This window comes from Gordonia sp. 135 (assembly GCF_009720185.1).
GTDB lineage: Bacteria > Actinomycetota > Actinomycetes > Mycobacteriales > Mycobacteriaceae > Gordonia > Gordonia alkanivorans.
Window position 1 is genome coordinate 1,911,814 of the sequence record NZ_CP046257.1, and the last position, 13,985, is coordinate 1,925,798.

Sequence of the window (13,985 nt, forward strand, 5' to 3'; positions counted from 1 at the left end):
ATGGCAGACATCGTTCTGGACAAGGTCACCAAGCAGTACCCGGACGGCTCCACCGCGGTCCACGGGGTCGACATCGAGATCGGCGACGGCGAGTTCGTCATCCTCGTCGGACCGTCGGGATGTGGAAAGTCGACGACGCTCAACATGATCGCGGGACTCGAGGACATCTCCTCCGGCGAGCTGCGGATCGGCGGGGAGCGCGTGAACGAACGCGCACCCAAGGACCGCGACATCGCGATGGTGTTCCAGAGCTACGCGCTCTACCCGCACATGTCGGTGCGCGACAACATCGCATTCCCGCTGACGCTTCAGAAGCTGCCGAAGGATCAGATCGCCGCCAAGGTCGACGAGGCCGCGCGCATCCTCGATCTCGGGCAGTACCTGGACCGCAAGCCGGCCAACCTGTCCGGCGGTCAGCGTCAGCGTGTGGCGATGGGCCGCGCGATCGTGCGCTCGCCCAAGGCATTCCTCATGGACGAGCCGCTGTCGAACCTCGACGCCAAGCTGCGCGTGCAGATGCGTACCGAGATCGCGCAGCTGCAGCAGCGACTGGGGACCACCACCGTCTACGTGACGCACGATCAGACCGAGGCGATGACCCTCGGCGACCGCGTCGTCGTGCTGCGTGGCGGGCATGTCCAGCAGATCGGCACGCCGCAGGAGCTGTACAACAACCCGACCAACGTGTTCGTCGCCGGGTTCATCGGTTCGCCCGCGATGAACTTCCTGTCCGGACGCCTCGGCACGGACGGCATCGAGACCGCGATCGGCACGATCGCCCTCGACGATCACCGCGCCGTGGTCTCGCGGGCGGGTGACGTCGGAAGCAGCGGCGAGGTTCTCATCGGCATCCGCCCAGAGCACCTCGAGGATGCCTCCCTCGTCGACGACACCACTCGCCGGCAGGGTGCGACGTTCACCGCGAACATCGACGTCCTCGAGTCGATGGGCTCGGACATCTACGCCTATTTCAGCATCGGCAACGGGTCGAACCGGGCGTCGAGCGATGCGCTCGCCGAGCTGTCCGCCGATTCCGGTGCCGACCTCGGGGGCAGCCAGCTCATCGCCCGCCTGTCGCCGGATTCGAAGGTCACCCGCGGTTCGACCGCCGAGCTGTTCTACGACGCCTCGAAGGTGGCGGTCTTCGACCAGAGCTCGGGAGAGTCGCTGCGCCGCCGCTGATCTCCGTCTGCATCGCGTCGCTGCGCGACCACTACCGCCGTCTACGGTCGGAGTGGTCGCGCAGTTCGTCGAAGACCTTCTCGTCCCAGACGTGCCTGCGCACCAGGCGATAGCGTTCGCAGGCCACCCACATGTACAGCTCGGCGTCGCTGGTCAGGTCGTCGCGGATGCGGGCCCGGCGGGCCATTCGGACGACGGGCAGGAACTCCTCACCGAACCAGCGTCGGGCGACCTCGGTGCGACTCAGGAACTCGCCGAGCTCCTGGGAGAGCCGAAAACCCCACGCCTCCACGTTCTCCGCGAGTTCGGCGTAGTCGAACGCGTCGGTCAGCTTGATGGCCTCGGCCTGCGCGCCCTCGAGCGGAACCCGCGACAGGAACAGCCGGCGGTGGTCCTTGAGGATCAGGTCCGACGGTGCGTTGATGCCCTCCGGTGAGATGCGCGTGTGGATCTCGGTCACGTAGGCGTCGATCGTGGTCAGGTTGCGCGCGATGGCGATCGAGACGCGGTGGTGGCCGTCGATGACGAAGTGCATCGACCCGACCCGGTAGAGCTGTACCGGCGGCACCGACTCGCCGCGACGCTGGGCGGCGGCGATCCGCTGCCACCGCTCCCGCATGTGCGACGAGGTGGGACGGAAGTACCGGTCGAAATCCTTGGTGCGGTCGACGCTTCCGACGATCGAGGACACCTCGACGACCTGCAGGCCGATCACGGTCTTGCCCGTGGCGCCGAGCGCGGCGACCACCTCGTCGAAGGGCAGGATGGTGTTGACGTCCGCCGGCTGCCGCATGAACCACTGTGCGAGCCGGGCACGTTCGGCCTGGCGTCGTAGCCGGGCGAAGTCGTATTCGGCGTCGGCCTCGGGGAATCCGGTGTCACGCGCCATGTCTGCGCCTCACGATGTCCACCTTCCGGGTCGCCGGATCGATGTCGAACTGGCAGAACCCCACGACGTTCATCGACGTCGTCGTCTCGCCGATGGGTAGGTCGCGCGGGCGGCTGCCGTAGGGATGGACGTGCCCGTGCACGAGCAGCGTCGGGCGCAATGCGCGGACGAGCGGGTGATAGCAGTCGAAACCCTGATGCGGGGTGTCGTCGCCGTCGCCGACGCCGCGTGCGGGGCTGTGGGTGAGCAGGATGTCGGTGCCGCCCCGGTTCGCCAGGGCCGTTTTCGACAGGATGTTCCCGCAGCGCAGGCGTATCGATCGCAGACGCTGCTGGATGTCGGTGTACTGGTTGGTCCCGCCGTTGTAGCAGCGGCTGCCGCCGAGTCCGCTGATCCGCAGTCCGGCGACCGTCACCGTGCGCCCGTCGGCGTTGATGCCGCCGCACGGACCCGGGTCCTCGGTGGGGAGGCCCGCGCGGGTCCAGCCGGTGCGCCCGCGACGGTAGCCCCGCAGTTCACGGTCGTGGTTGCCGGGAACGTAGACGCACGGTGCGTCGCACAGTGACGACAGGATCTCGAGATAGTCGAACGGGAGGTCGCCGGCGCCGAGGATGAGGTCGGGGCGCCCCTCGATTCCGACGCCGTAGGTGAGAGAGTCCACCACCTCGTCGGCGACCGCCAGAACCCGGACCATTGCTCCAGGCTAGACGAGGGCTCAAATCGGTCGCAGTCTTCTCGGTAGCCTGTCGGACGTGACTGAAGCGGTGACCGACCTCGTCGGGAAACATCTCCGGGATCGGCTGGGCGCCGAACCACAGCGGGCGTCGGTGACGTTCCTCGGCGTCGAGCCCATCGATGTACTGCGATTCGTGCTCGGCGATGAAGCCCCCGATGAACTGGTCTATGTGACGTCCGGTTGCGCACGCCATCCGATGGCGGACCCGACCGATCTCCACGCCGATCCGGTGAAAGGGCCGCGGGCCGAACTCGTGGTCCGGATGCGCGCGGGCTCGCCGCTCCCGGGCCTGCACAAGCGCTTGGCGACGCTGGCGGCCGCGCCGGCGGTCGAGGGACTGATCCTCGACGCCGACGCCCTTGTCGATCTGGGCGAACCGCTGTGGGACGGTGCCACCTGCACCGCGGTGTTGTTGTCCGCCGATGAACTCGGGGAGGTCGAGCTGCCCGACCCGATGGACCCCGTCCGTCTGCTCCGGGCGGTGCCGATCACCGCGAACGAGGCGGCCTGGGTGCGGCTCAAGGGCGCCGACGCTCTTCGCGACGTGTGGCGGGAGGCCGACATCGACGTGACCGAGCCGAATCGGGCCTCGGCCACGCCCGGCTGAGGTTTCACGATCGCTGCCCGCGGGAACGATGCACTGGTGACGCTGACATCCGCATCGCCCGCAACGCCGCGGGCCCCCCTCGCCACCCCCGGGGTCGCCGCCTCTTCGGTCGGCGAGGTCTATCTGCCACAGCAGGACACCGAACTACTCATCGACATGGTGCGTTCGCTGGGCGTGGACGGCAAGAGCGTCCTCGACCTGTGTACCGGTAGTGGTGCGATAGCGATCGCCGCCGCCCGCCGGGGCGCAGCCGAGGTCACCGCCGTCGACGCCTCCGCCGATGCGGTTGCCTACGCTCGCCGAGCGGCGGTGACGGCAGGGGTGTCCATCACCGTCGAACACGGTGATCTGACGCGCCACGTCGGTGAGTACGACGTCGTGACCTGCAATCCGCCCTACGTGCCGACGCCCCCGGTCGACGATCCCCGGTACCACCCGGCGGGACCGTCGCACGCGTGGGACGCGGGCCTCGACGGACGGGCCGTGCTGGATCTCCTGTGCGCGCACGTCCCGACGTTGTTGCGTCCCGGCGGAACGTTCCTGCTGGTGCACTCCGAGTTCGCCGACGAGGAGGCATCGCTGCGGGGTCTTCGGGCCGGCGGTCTGCACGCCGAGGTCGTCTCGGAACGCTTCATCCCGTTCGGCCCGGTCATGACCGCTCGCGCCGGGTGGCTCGAGGAACGCGGACTGCTCGAGCGCGGATGCCGCGTCGAACGACTGGTCGGGATCGCTGCCGTCGCCCCGGGCGAACTGAAGGTCGACGGGAGCCGGTCAGAGGGTCACACTGCTGGTGCGGAGCATTCGGCATGACCCTGGAGGACGTCACCGTGGCGCAGACCGAGAACGGCGCGGGCGCCGAACGCACCGCGGTACGGGTGGTACGCGGGGGACCGGTGCTCGTCGAAGGACCGGTCGACATCGAACTGCCCGACGGCTGTCACGTGCAGTCCGACCGGTTCATGGTGGCCATCTGCGCGTGCGGGCGCAGCAAGAACTACCCGCTGTGCGACACGAGCCACCGCAAGCGCCGCAGGCGCGCAGCGGACTGATTCTCTCGGAATTCCCCTAAACGCCGGGGAAGGCGCTCTCGCCGCGTTCCCACGCACTCATCACGTGCGTCTCGAGCGCGTCTTCCACGAACAAGAACGCGCGGATTCCGAAGATCACGTCGGCCTCGGCACTCGGGTCCTGCCGGACCAGGTCGCCGACGACGTCGGTGCGCAGGATCTGCTCGTGCACCGCGTCGGCCTCGACGTGTTCGCGGTAGAAGTGCCGGCACGCCTCGGGCGCGTGGAGCCGTTCGAGTCCGGCGAGGAGTCGCTGGGAACCGGGCGACGAGGTGATCTCGGTGGCCGCGAGATGACCCACCGCTGCACCGCGGTAGCGACGGTGGAGACCGAAGAGCGACATGAGGTTCACCGGCGTCAGGGCGGCGGCGGGGACGGTGTCGAGGTAGCCGAGGTAATCGGCGGACAGGTCCGACGCGCGGAGCAGGTCGGCGAAGAGCTCCTGGTGGACCGCGCGGCCGCGGCCGCCGCCGAACTCGTCGAACTCGACTGCGACGAACGAAGCCTTGGCCTGCCCGCGGAGTCGTGGGATGGCCCACGCGTGCGGGTCGGCCTCCTTGAGGTGATACAGCGATCGCAGGGCGAACATCTGCCGGTACTGCTCCCAGGTCCCGTTGTCACGGAGGAAGTACGACGCGCCGTCGCCGTCCAGATCCTCGATGCAGAGTTCGTCCATCTCCGACTGCACGGACTGGTTCTCGGCAGCCGCGGGTACGTCGCGGTGGAGGGCGTCGAGGAATCGTCGCTCGAGACCGGCACGCAGGGACAGCAACGCCGGCTGCCACTCCCACGCGACGTCCACCTCGGCGAAACCGACGTAATGCATCTCGTAGGCGATGTACAGGGCCAGCTGGAGGTCGTCCCCATACGGATCGGCGTCGTGCACCACCGCGGGTACATCGGTGACCGATGCCGACTCGGGATCACTGCTCAGCAGATCGATCACGGCCTGGGACAGCGGACCACGTGCCGGAGGCAGCGTCGGGGTGCGAAAGACCCCGGGAGTGGTCGGATCGGCAGCGATCGCCTCAGCTGACACCAGGGTTCCTCCTCGTCGCGGTCCGCGGCCGGGGCACGGCGCGGATCCTCCCCGGAGTATCCGGAAGCGGAAGTGCTCAAACGTGGCGCGCCTGTGACCGTCACCCCAGGATAGGCCGCGTCTACGCGGATCGGACCTCGCCGAGCAGGTCCTTGTCGAGGGACGCCCGCACCAGCGCGGCGGCGAGTACCTCGGGCTTCCCGTCGGCGAGATCCGCGAGACGGCCGGGGTCGTCGGGCAGCCCCAGGTCCTTGGCGGCGGCGCGGGCCCGTTCGTCGAAATGCGGTGCGACCCAATCCCACACGGACTGCACCTCGCGCAGGAAGATGTCGGCGCCGACCGGACCGATGCCGGTGAACTCCTGCAACAGCTTCGCGGCGGCATCCGAGTCGGGCTCGGCCTTCGCGGCGAGTTCGCGGAGATCCCCGTGGTAGTCGTCGAGGACCTTCCGGCCGGCCTCCCCGAGTCGGGTGGCGGTGCTCTCGTCGTAGCGCTTGTAGTGTCCGCGGCCCAACGCGTCGACGAGGCTCTGCCACGACGCCCGAGCCATCTTCTCGGGCGTGCGATACCCGGCGGCGAACAGCTCGCGAGCTGCGGCGACGGCGATGTCGGCGGAGATCCGCGTGCTCAGCAGGAGCGACAGGACCAGGAGTTCGAACAGGGGCGACGGGGTGTCCTTCAGCGCGATCCCCGCGTCCTCGGCGTAGGTCCGTCCGGCGCGCGCCATCAGGGCCGCGACGGTGGCATCGGTGTCGGTAGTGCTCATGCCGAGATGACTACCCGGTGCGGTCACGGGACAATCACGCTCCCGGCGGGTCCGTTCACGTCCGGTCGCCGACAGTCGCGCACCGCGGTTACTTGAAGGGGTTGAGTGTGCGACCGAGGAAGTAGCCGATACGTCCGGGAATGGGGCGCATGGCTGCCGCGGACACCTTGTTGACGACACCGGGGATGCAGACGGGTTTTCCCGCGGAGACCGCAGCCCAACCTTCCCGGACGACGTCTTCGGGTTGCTGCCACAGGAATCCCGGCAGTCGGTCTGCGGCGTCGCGGGTGCCCATGACGTCATGGAATTCGCTGTGGGTGAAGCCCGGACACAGTGCTGTCACGTGGATTCCGAATGGCTTGAGCTCCATGTCGAGCGATTGCGACATGTTCAGCACGTAGCTCTTGATCCCGGTGTAGAGCAGGCCTTCTCCCGGAGGCGACACCGCCGCGAGGGACGACAGGTTCACGATGCGTCCCCAGCGCTGCGCCTTCATGGCGGGTACGACCCGATGGATGAGCTCGGTCACCGCGGTCACCATCAGCTGGAGTTCGGCGGCCACCGAGTCCCAGGGGGTGTCGGAGAACTTCGTCCCGGCGGACAGTCCCGCGTTGTTGACGAGGATGTCGATCGGCATGCCCAGTTCGGCTGCGCGATGGACGATCGCGGCGGGCGCGGCCGGGTCGCTGAGATCGGCCGTGATGATCTCGGCGCGTATCCCGTGTTGCCGATGGAGTTCGGATGCCAGCTCGGCGAGTCGGTCCGCGCGTCGCGCCACCAGGATCAGATCGTGGTCCTCGGCGGCGAGGTGTCGGGCGAAGGCGGTTCCGATTCCCGCGGAGGCGCCGGTTACCAGGGCGGTGCGTCGACGATCGTTCGCGGTCATCGCGGGTCTCCTAAGTGGCGGTCGAGGAAGCCGATCTGGTGGTCGATGATGGTGTCGAAGTACGGATCGAGATACGGCTCGAAATGGGCGCAGTCGTAGGTGTGGACTTCACCTTTCGGAATCCGACGGGCGACGGCCTGCGCTTTGTCGATCGGTGTGACGTCGTCCCTCGTGGCGAGCTGGACCAGCACCGGGACATCGATGTCGGCTGCGTGACGGCCGGGGGAGTAGAAGGGCACCCGCAACGCGATTCGGGCGGCCACGTCGTTCTCCGCAAGCAGTTCCTCACGCATGTCTCCCATGCGTTCGACCTGCTCGTAGGCGCCAGGCGAGGTCATCATCGCGATGTCGCCGGGGCGCCCGACGGCAGCCATGCGGTACGGCGGCCGTCCCGTCCATGCCCGGACCTGATCGCGTACTCCGGCGAAGATCAGGCGGCTCACCAGTGCCGGCGACTGGGAGAACGCCGATGCGGGCCCGCTCACGTGCGGCACCTGGACGATCGCGGCGGCCAGATCGCGGTCGCGGGCGGCCAGTCTCAGGACGTGACCGCCGGCGAAGGACGTCCCCCACGCCACCACTCGGCCCGTGTCCACGCCGTCGAGACCGCGGACGTAGGCGATCGCGGCATCCCAGTCGGCGTGCTGCTTGGCGATGTCGAGAACGCGACGCGGTGAACCCTCGCTCGCACCCCAATGGCGGTAGTCGAAGACGAGCGCGGCATAGCCGGCCTGGGCGAACCGCGCCGCGTACGCGTCGAGGCGCAGCTCCCGGAATGCGGCGAAACCGTGTGCGAGGACGACGATCGGAGGGTTCTCGACGCCATCGGGTCGGTAGAGCCAGGCGGCGCACCGGGAGTCGCCCGAACGGAACGTGACATCGGACCGGACGTAACTGAACTGACGTGACATGGGTAAACCTTCGCCGAGTATCTTGAATGGTGTTCAACAAGATAACAGCGTCTTGAATGGCGTTCAAGAGGATCTGTGGAGGTGACTTTTTCCGTGGCGCGGAACAAGAGGCCGCAAGCCGCCGACGAGAAGCGCGACGAGATAGTCGCCGCCGCGCGGAATCTGTTCATCGAGGGCGGATACGAGGCGACGTCGATGAACAGGTTGGCCAAGGAGGCCGGCGTCGCGGCCAACACGATCTATTGGTACTTCGACGACAAGGACGATGTACTCGTTGCGGTTCTGTCGGCCGTGATGGCCGACGTCTGGCCCATGTATCAGGCGGTGTCGGATGAGCCGATCGCCGCTCGGGTGCTGTGGATCGTGCAGCGGTTGACCGAGATGCGTGGTCTGGTGACGACGGTGCATGCCCGCGTACCGCATTCACCGGCGGTGGCGGAGTGGCACAACAACTTTCACCTGCTCACCGGCAGTCTGTTCCGGGCCGAGTTGGAGGCGGCGGGTGTCTCACCGGAGACCGTCGACGCCGAGGTGATGATCGCCGTGTTCACCGTGGAGGGGTTGTTGATGCACGCGCGGGACGAGAGTGAGCAACGCTCCGTGTGCGAGACGCTGGCCTCTCGGTGGCCGTCGACCACCGGTTAGGCCACGGCACCGTCGGTAACCGGTGATCCTGGGGCACTTTCAGAGCCAGTGACTGCGACGGAAGACCACGAACAGGGCGACGCACGTCGCGACCAGAAGGCCGAGGACGAGTGGATAACCCCACGGCTGATGCAGTTCGGGCATGTGGTCGAAGTTCATGCCGTAGATCCCGGCGACCATCGTCGGCACCGCGGCGATCGCGACCCACGCCGAGATCTTGCGCATGTCGGTGGTCTGCTGGATGCCCACCTTCGCGGCCCCGGCCTGCAGCATGGAGTTCAGCAGCTCGTCGTACTCCAGGACCCGTTCGATGACGGTCGTGAGGTGATCGGCGACGTCGCGCAGGTGTCGTCGAACCTCCTTGGGCACCAACGGGTTACCGCTCGCGGTGAGGGTCTGGAGCGGCGTCGAGAGCGGGGTGACCGCGCGCCGGAGTTCGAGCACCTCGCGTCGCAGAAGATAGACCGGGTCGATGTCGAGCCAGCGATTCTGTCGGCTGAACACCGATTCCTCGATGGCGGCGACGTCGACGTCCATGCGGTCGGTGACCGCAAGGTAGCTGTCGACGACCTTGTCGGCCACGGCGTGCAGGACCGCGGTCGGGCCGAGGGCGAGTCGTTCGGGCCGGCTCTCGAGATTCCGTCGCATCCCCGACAACTCGGTGTGCTCACCGTGGCGCACCGTGATCACGAAATCGGGCCCGGCGAAGACCATGATCTCGCCGGTCTCCACGACCTCGCTGGCCATCGCCATCGACTCGTGTTCGACGTACTGCACCGTCCTCAGCACCAAGAACTGCGTGTCGTCGTACACCTCGAGTTTCGGCCGCTGATGCGCGTGCACGGCATCCTCGACGACGAGCTCGTGCAGGCCGAAGGTCGTGCCGACGTCGGTCATCTGGGAGTCATCGGGGGAGTGCAGGCCGACCCAGACGAAACCCTCACCGGATTCGCGGACCTGCGCCAGCGCGTCGCGGTAGGAGATGTCGCCCGGCTGGCGGTGGCCGTTGAGATAGACCGCGCAGTCGACGACGGCGCGCGACACCGGGGCCCGGTTCTTTCCCGCGGGCGCCGCGGTGTCACCGCGCGGAGGGAGACCGCGCGGACCGGACCGAGGGATCGTCGCCACGCCTGCCGATGGTACCCGCGGGGCCCGGGCGTGCCTCCCCAGTAGGATTCGGCCGTGCCTTTCGACGTCACCGTGTACACGACCACGTTGATCACGCTGATCGTCATCATGGACCCGCCGGGACAGATCCCGTTGTTCCTCAGCCTGGTCGGCCAGCGGTCGCCCGAGTACCGGCGGCGCGCGGCCTGGCAGGCACCCCTCGTGAGCCTCCTGGTGATCAGCGTCTTCGCGATCGGCGGCAAGGCGATCCTGAACTATCTGCACATCGGCATCCCGGCGCTCCAGGGCGCGGGCGGACTGCTCCTGCTGCTGGTCGCGCTGCAACTCCTCACCGGATTGGGCAACGCCGGCAACCCGAAGGCGTCCGACGACGTCAACGTGGCGCTCGTGCCGCTGGGCACCCCGCTGCTCGCCGGACCGGGCGCCATCGCCGCGGTCATCGTGCAGGTCAGCAGCGTCGACGGGGAGGCCGCCGGCTACCTGGCCATCGCGGCCGCGATCATCAGCGTGCACATCGTGGTGATGCTGGTGCTCCGGTACTCGACGGTTCTGATCCGCGTACTCGGCGTCGGCGGTATCACCCTGCTGGCCAAGATCGCCGGTCTGCTGCTCGCCGCGATCGCCGTCCAGCTCATCGCGAGCTCGATCATGGGCTTCATCGCCGAGGGTGTCTGAAGCCAGTGGGCCAGAACAGATGACGGCGCCCAACAGATACGGTGGCTACGTGGAAAAACGCATCGTCCGCAAGCGTCTCGTGGTGGTCACCGGACTGATCGCGGCCCTGGCCGTTGTTCTCGTCGGGTGCGGGGACGAAGCCGGTTCGCCGCCGCCGGGGATCGTGATCGGCTCGTCCGAGGACGCGGCCATGCGGGTGATGGCCGAGGTGTACGCGGGCGCCCTGCGGAACGCGGGTTCGGTCGTGTCCGCCGATCAGCTGCGCGGAGACGACGCGGCGCTGCTCGACGAGATGGACCGCGCCGACGTCGACCTCTTCCCGGCCTTCACCGGGGACCTCCTGACGTTGCTCGCCCCGTCGTCGACCGCGGTCGGCGCCGAGGACGTCTACGTCGAGCTGAACCGCTCGCTGCCGCAGGGCGTCTCGGTCGGCGACGAGACACCGGTCTCCGGTGCGCCGCAGATCTTCGTGTCGACGACCCTCGCCGGCAGCGTCGGCGCGAGCGGCCTCGACGACTGCGCACTCCTCCCACCGGGCCTGCCGGTGGTCGCCACCTCCGACCCCGATCCGGCGACGCTCGACGCCTTTGCCTCGGCGGGATGCCGTCTGGGACCGGTGGAAACGTCCGGCACCACCGACGAAGTGCTGCAGCGCGCATCCGAGGGCAACGCGGTCGGCCTGCTCACCCCGCTCGACATCGCGGGAGAGGACGCCGAGGGCGCGTCGTCCGACGTTCAGGCGCTACGCACGTCGGCCGGTGGCGGCGACACCGCCGACAATCCGCCCGCCGACGAACCGCGTACCGAACGCACGCCCGAGGAACAGTCCGGACCGCGCGCCGAGGTGCTCGTCCCGGTGTTCCGGTCGGCCGCGCTCAACCGCGATCAGGTCAAGACCATGAACAAGGTCGCCGGCGAGATCACCACCGCCGACCTCGCCACGATGGCGGGCGAGGTCGAGACGGGTGGTGATCCGCGCGAGGTCGCGCTCGAGTGGCTGGCCGAGCACGGCCTGTAGCCGCTACTGCGCCTTCGACAACGCCCAGGCGGTCGCCTTCGCCGAGACCCACTGGTACTTCGACGCGACGATGCGCACCGCAATGTCGAGGACCTTGGCGTCGGCGCCGACCAGGACGCGCGCCTTGTCCTTCCGCACGCCCGCGATGATGACGTCGGCGGCGTCCTCACTCGACATCCGCGCGAGGTAACGGTCGAAGAAGGCGGCGGTGGCCTTCTGGTCGTGGTCGCCGGACACGGTGGCGTTGCGGGCGATCGCGGTCTTGATGCCGCCGGGGTGCACGCAGGTCACCTTCACCGGGTGCTTGGCGATGATCATCTCCTGGCGCAGGGCCTCGGTGAAGCCGCGGACGGCGAACTTGGCCGAGTTGTACGCGGCCTGACCGGGTTCGGCGAGAAGACCGAACAGCGACGACGTGTTGACGATGTGGCCGTCACCCGAGGCGATCAGATGAGGCAGGAACGCCTTGGTGCCGTTGACGACTCCCCAGTAGTCGACGTCCATGACGCGCTCGATGTCCTTGAACTCGGTGCGTTCGACCTCACCGTGATGCGCGATGCCCGCGTTGTTGAACACCACGTTGACCACGCCGAAATGGTTCTTGACGGTGTCGGCGTAGGTCAGCACGGCCTCCCGCTCGGCGACATTGAGAAGTTGCGAATGCACCTGTGCGCCGGCCGCTTTCACGAGGCGCTCGGTCTCCGCCAGTCCGTCGGGCGTGACGTCGGAGATGGCCAGGCGGGCACCCTGTCCGGCGAGTTTGACGGCGATGTCACGGCCCATGCCCGAACCGGCACCGGTGATCACCACGACCTTGTCGCGAAAGTCCTTCATGAGTTTGTCCTCGAATCTCTTCGGTGCGCCGGGTCTCAGGCGTTCACGGCAGCGGGCTGATCGGTCGTCGACTCGCCCTGTCCGGGCGCTGCGACCGCCGGGCGTCGTGCACCGCGGGTGACATCGTATGCGGCGATGTCGAAGCGGCGGGTGATGTTGCGGAACGCGAAGGTGAATCCCGGCCACAGCGTGGTGATGTTGCCGTTGGCGTCCTTGTACCAGGACGCGCAGCCGCCGTTGACCCACACGCTGTTGCGCAGCTTGTGCTGGATGCCCGCGTTGTACTCCTGCTGGGCCGACATCCGGACCTCGGTCCGGGTGATTCCCTGGGCTCGAACGGTTTTCAGGTAGTCCACGAGGTAATTGAGCTGCGACTCGATCATGTACACCATCGAGGTGTGGCCGAGGCCGGTCGACGGTCCGACCATCAGCATCATGTTCGGGAAGCCGTGGACGAACGAACCCTTGTAGCCCTGCATGCCGATCTCGGCCCAGACGTCTGCGAGGCTCCGCTGATCCTTGCCGACGATCTTGTCGAAGACGGGGGAGTCGGTGACGTGGAAGCCGGTGGCGACGACGATGACGTCGACCTCACGGGTCGTGCCGTCCTTGGCGACGACGCCGTTCGCGGTGATGCGGTCGATCCCGTCGGTGACGAGGTCGACGTTGGGCCGGGCGAGGGCGGGGTACCAGTCGTTGGACCGCAGGATGCGCTTGCAGCCGACCTGGAAGGTGGGGGTGGCCTTGCGGCGGAGCTCGGCGTCACGGCCGACGCCGCGCAGGATGTTCGCCCGGCAGAGCAGTTCGACGGGCTTGAGGGCGGTGGGCGAGTAGGTCAGGCCGAAGGCGACGACCTCGTTGGCGGCGTAGATCCCGCCGCGGACGGCCGACTGGTAACCGGGGACGTTCTTGTAGGCCCAGTGCTCGAGCTTGGTGTACGCGCGCTCGGTGCGGGGGACGATCCACGGTGCGGTGCGCTGGTAGACGTCGAGGCGCGAGGTCACCTTGGCGAGCTCCGGGACCAGCTGGATGGCCGACGCGCCGGTGCCGATGACGGCGACGCGCTGTCCGGTGAAGTCGTGGTCGTTGTCCCAGCGGGCGGAGTGGACGATCTTGCCCTGGAAGGACTCGATGCCGTCGATGTCCGGGAGGTTCGGCTCGCAGAGCGGGCCGACGCCGCCGATCATCACGCGGGCGCGGACCTGTTCGGGCTTGCCGTCGCGTTCGGTGTCGATGATCCAGCGACCCTCGTCCTCGTTCCATGCGGCGTTGGTGACCTCGGTGCCGAAGCGCGACCGGGCGGCGATGTCGTGGCGGGCCGCGACATCGTTGATGTAATCGTGGATCTCCGGCTGGTGCGAGTACGACCGCGACCAGGTGGGGTTCTTCGCGAACGAGTAGGAGTACAGCTGCGAGGGCACGTCGCAGGCGGCGCCGGGGTAGGTGTTGTCGCGCCAGGTGCCCCCGAAGTCGCGGCCGCGATCGAGGAGGACGAAGTCGTCGAATCCGTGTTGCCTCATCCGGATGGCGGCACCCAGCCCCGAGAAGCCGGCCCCGATGATGGCGATCTCTACATCGTTCGTTGTCATGGTGTCACCATAG

Annotated in this window: 16 protein-coding genes; 7 read left to right on the plus strand and 9 right to left on the minus strand. The window is 67.9% G+C overall.

The annotated features are described in order from the left end of the window. Nucleotides 1-1,182, plus strand: a complete 1,182-nt coding sequence (locus GKZ92_RS08765) for an ABC transporter ATP-binding protein (RefSeq protein WP_006360479.1) — start codon at nucleotides 1-3, stop codon at nucleotides 1,180-1,182. A 31-nt stretch (nucleotides 1,183-1,213) separates the two neighbouring features. Here GKZ92_RS08765 and GKZ92_RS08770 read toward each other — a convergent pair whose 3' ends face one another. Both GKZ92_RS08770 and GKZ92_RS08775 read right to left on the minus strand, forming a co-directional pair. After that, a complete protein-coding gene (locus GKZ92_RS08770; protein WP_155225198.1) occupies nucleotides 1,214-2,071 on the minus strand; it encodes a chromosome partitioning protein ParB in 858 nt (285 codons plus the stop codon). Then, the gene (locus GKZ92_RS08775; protein ID WP_006360481.1) at nucleotides 2,061-2,765 is read right to left on the minus strand and encodes a metallophosphoesterase family protein; all 705 of its coding nucleotides are present in this window, start codon (nucleotides 2,763-2,765) and stop codon (nucleotides 2,061-2,063) included. Before GKZ92_RS08775 ends, GKZ92_RS08770 begins: the two co-directional genes overlap by 11 nt. Before the next feature lie 58 nt (nucleotides 2,766-2,823). On the opposite strand from GKZ92_RS08775, the gene GKZ92_RS08780 reads away from it, so the two are divergent. From GKZ92_RS08780 to GKZ92_RS08790, 3 genes are read left to right on the plus strand one after another with little or no spacing between them, the layout of a single operon-like run. After that, a complete protein-coding gene (locus GKZ92_RS08780) occupies nucleotides 2,824-3,414 on the plus strand; it encodes a suppressor of fused domain protein (RefSeq protein ID WP_035750747.1) in 591 nt (196 codons plus the stop codon). Nucleotides 3,415-3,450: 36 nt separating this feature from the next. After that, nucleotides 3,451-4,224, plus strand: a complete 774-nt coding sequence (locus tag GKZ92_RS08785; protein ID WP_006360483.1) for a HemK2/MTQ2 family protein methyltransferase — start codon at nucleotides 3,451-3,453, stop codon at nucleotides 4,222-4,224. Then, nucleotides 4,221-4,463 carry a CDGSH iron-sulfur domain-containing protein gene (locus GKZ92_RS08790; protein ID WP_042377586.1) on the plus strand — a complete coding sequence of 81 codons (243 nt, stop codon included), beginning with the start codon at nucleotides 4,221-4,223 and terminating at the stop codon, nucleotides 4,461-4,463. The genes GKZ92_RS08785 and GKZ92_RS08790 overlap by 4 nt, the downstream gene beginning before the upstream one ends. A 16-nt stretch (nucleotides 4,464-4,479) precedes the next feature. Here the strand turns inward: GKZ92_RS08790 and GKZ92_RS08795 are convergent, their stop codons facing one another. The 4 genes from GKZ92_RS08795 to GKZ92_RS08810 all read right to left on the minus strand — a co-directional run bounded on the left by GKZ92_RS08795 (nucleotide 4,480) and on the right by GKZ92_RS08810 (nucleotide 8,083). Beyond that, complete coding sequence (locus tag GKZ92_RS08795) at nucleotides 4,480-5,520, minus strand: iron-containing redox enzyme family protein (protein ID WP_006360485.1); 1,041 nt, start codon at nucleotides 5,518-5,520, stop codon at nucleotides 4,480-4,482. Nucleotides 5,521-5,641: 121 nt separating this feature from the next. Next, nucleotides 5,642-6,286, minus strand: coding sequence for a hypothetical protein (locus tag GKZ92_RS08800; RefSeq protein WP_006360486.1), 645 nt, complete (start codon nucleotides 6,284-6,286; stop codon nucleotides 5,642-5,644). An 88-nt stretch (nucleotides 6,287-6,374) separates the two neighbouring features. Further along, entirely contained in the window at nucleotides 6,375-7,172 is a 798-nt protein-coding gene (locus tag GKZ92_RS08805) for an SDR family NAD(P)-dependent oxidoreductase (RefSeq protein WP_035750749.1), read from the minus strand. Next, complete coding sequence (locus tag GKZ92_RS08810; protein WP_035750751.1) at nucleotides 7,169-8,083, minus strand: alpha/beta hydrolase; 915 nt, start codon at nucleotides 8,081-8,083, stop codon at nucleotides 7,169-7,171. The genes GKZ92_RS08805 and GKZ92_RS08810 overlap by 4 nt, the downstream gene beginning before the upstream one ends. A gap of 93 nt (nucleotides 8,084-8,176) precedes the next feature. Between GKZ92_RS08810 and GKZ92_RS08815 the strand changes: the two genes are divergently transcribed. After that, nucleotides 8,177-8,728: a TetR/AcrR family transcriptional regulator gene (locus tag GKZ92_RS08815; RefSeq protein WP_006360489.1), complete on the plus strand. Its 552-nt coding sequence runs from the start codon at nucleotides 8,177-8,179 to the stop codon at nucleotides 8,726-8,728. 39 nt (nucleotides 8,729-8,767) lie between these two features. Here the strand turns inward: GKZ92_RS08815 and GKZ92_RS08820 are convergent, their stop codons facing one another. Further along, on the minus strand, nucleotides 8,768-9,856 hold the full coding sequence (locus GKZ92_RS08820; RefSeq protein WP_035750754.1) for a magnesium and cobalt transport protein CorA: 1,089 nt from the start codon (nucleotides 9,854-9,856) through the stop codon (nucleotides 8,768-8,770). A gap of 54 nt (nucleotides 9,857-9,910) precedes the next feature. On the opposite strand from GKZ92_RS08820, the gene GKZ92_RS08825 reads away from it, so the two are divergent. Both GKZ92_RS08825 and GKZ92_RS08830 read left to right on the plus strand, forming a co-directional pair. Continuing rightward, the gene (locus GKZ92_RS08825; RefSeq protein WP_006360491.1) at nucleotides 9,911-10,531 is read left to right on the plus strand and encodes a MarC family protein; all 621 of its coding nucleotides are present in this window, start codon (nucleotides 9,911-9,913) and stop codon (nucleotides 10,529-10,531) included. A gap of 49 nt (nucleotides 10,532-10,580) precedes the next feature. Beyond that, nucleotides 10,581-11,549, plus strand: a complete 969-nt coding sequence (locus GKZ92_RS08830) for a glycine betaine ABC transporter substrate-binding protein (protein WP_035750915.1) — start codon at nucleotides 10,581-10,583, stop codon at nucleotides 11,547-11,549. Nucleotides 11,550-11,552: 3 nt separating this feature from the next. Here GKZ92_RS08830 and GKZ92_RS08835 read toward each other — a convergent pair whose 3' ends face one another. Further along, on the minus strand, nucleotides 11,553-12,383 hold the full coding sequence (locus tag GKZ92_RS08835) for an SDR family NAD(P)-dependent oxidoreductase (protein ID WP_006360493.1): 831 nt from the start codon (nucleotides 12,381-12,383) through the stop codon (nucleotides 11,553-11,555). 35 nt (nucleotides 12,384-12,418) lie between these two features. Beyond that, nucleotides 12,419-13,972, minus strand: a complete 1,554-nt coding sequence (locus GKZ92_RS08840) for a flavin-containing monooxygenase (protein WP_006360494.1) — start codon at nucleotides 13,970-13,972, stop codon at nucleotides 12,419-12,421. Nucleotides 13,973-13,985: the final 13 nt, after the last annotated feature.

Coding starts and splice junctions, on each gene's coding strand:
- GKZ92_RS08810 (WP_035750751.1), bottom strand. CDS start 8,083: ATGTCACGTCAGTTCAGTTACGTCCGGTCCGATGTCACGTTCCGTTCG.
- GKZ92_RS08765 (WP_006360479.1), top strand. CDS start 1: ATGGCAGACATCGTTCTGGACAAGGTCACCAAGCAGTACCCGGACGGC.
- GKZ92_RS08840 (WP_006360494.1), bottom strand. CDS start 13,972: ATGACAACGAACGATGTAGAGATCGCCATCATCGGGGCCGGCTTCTCG.
- GKZ92_RS08775 (WP_006360481.1), bottom strand. CDS start 2,765: ATGGTCCGGGTTCTGGCGGTCGCCGACGAGGTGGTGGACTCTCTCACC.
- GKZ92_RS08790 (WP_042377586.1), top strand. CDS start 4,221: ATGACCCTGGAGGACGTCACCGTGGCGCAGACCGAGAACGGCGCGGGC.
- GKZ92_RS08770 (WP_155225198.1), bottom strand. CDS start 2,071: ATGGCGCGTGACACCGGATTCCCCGAGGCCGACGCCGAATACGACTTC.
- GKZ92_RS08835 (WP_006360493.1), bottom strand. CDS start 12,383: ATGAAGGACTTTCGCGACAAGGTCGTGGTGATCACCGGTGCCGGTTCG.
- GKZ92_RS08800 (WP_006360486.1), bottom strand. CDS start 6,286: ATGAGCACTACCGACACCGATGCCACCGTCGCGGCCCTGATGGCGCGC.
- GKZ92_RS08805 (WP_035750749.1), bottom strand. CDS start 7,172: ATGACCGCGAACGATCGTCGACGCACCGCCCTGGTAACCGGCGCCTCC.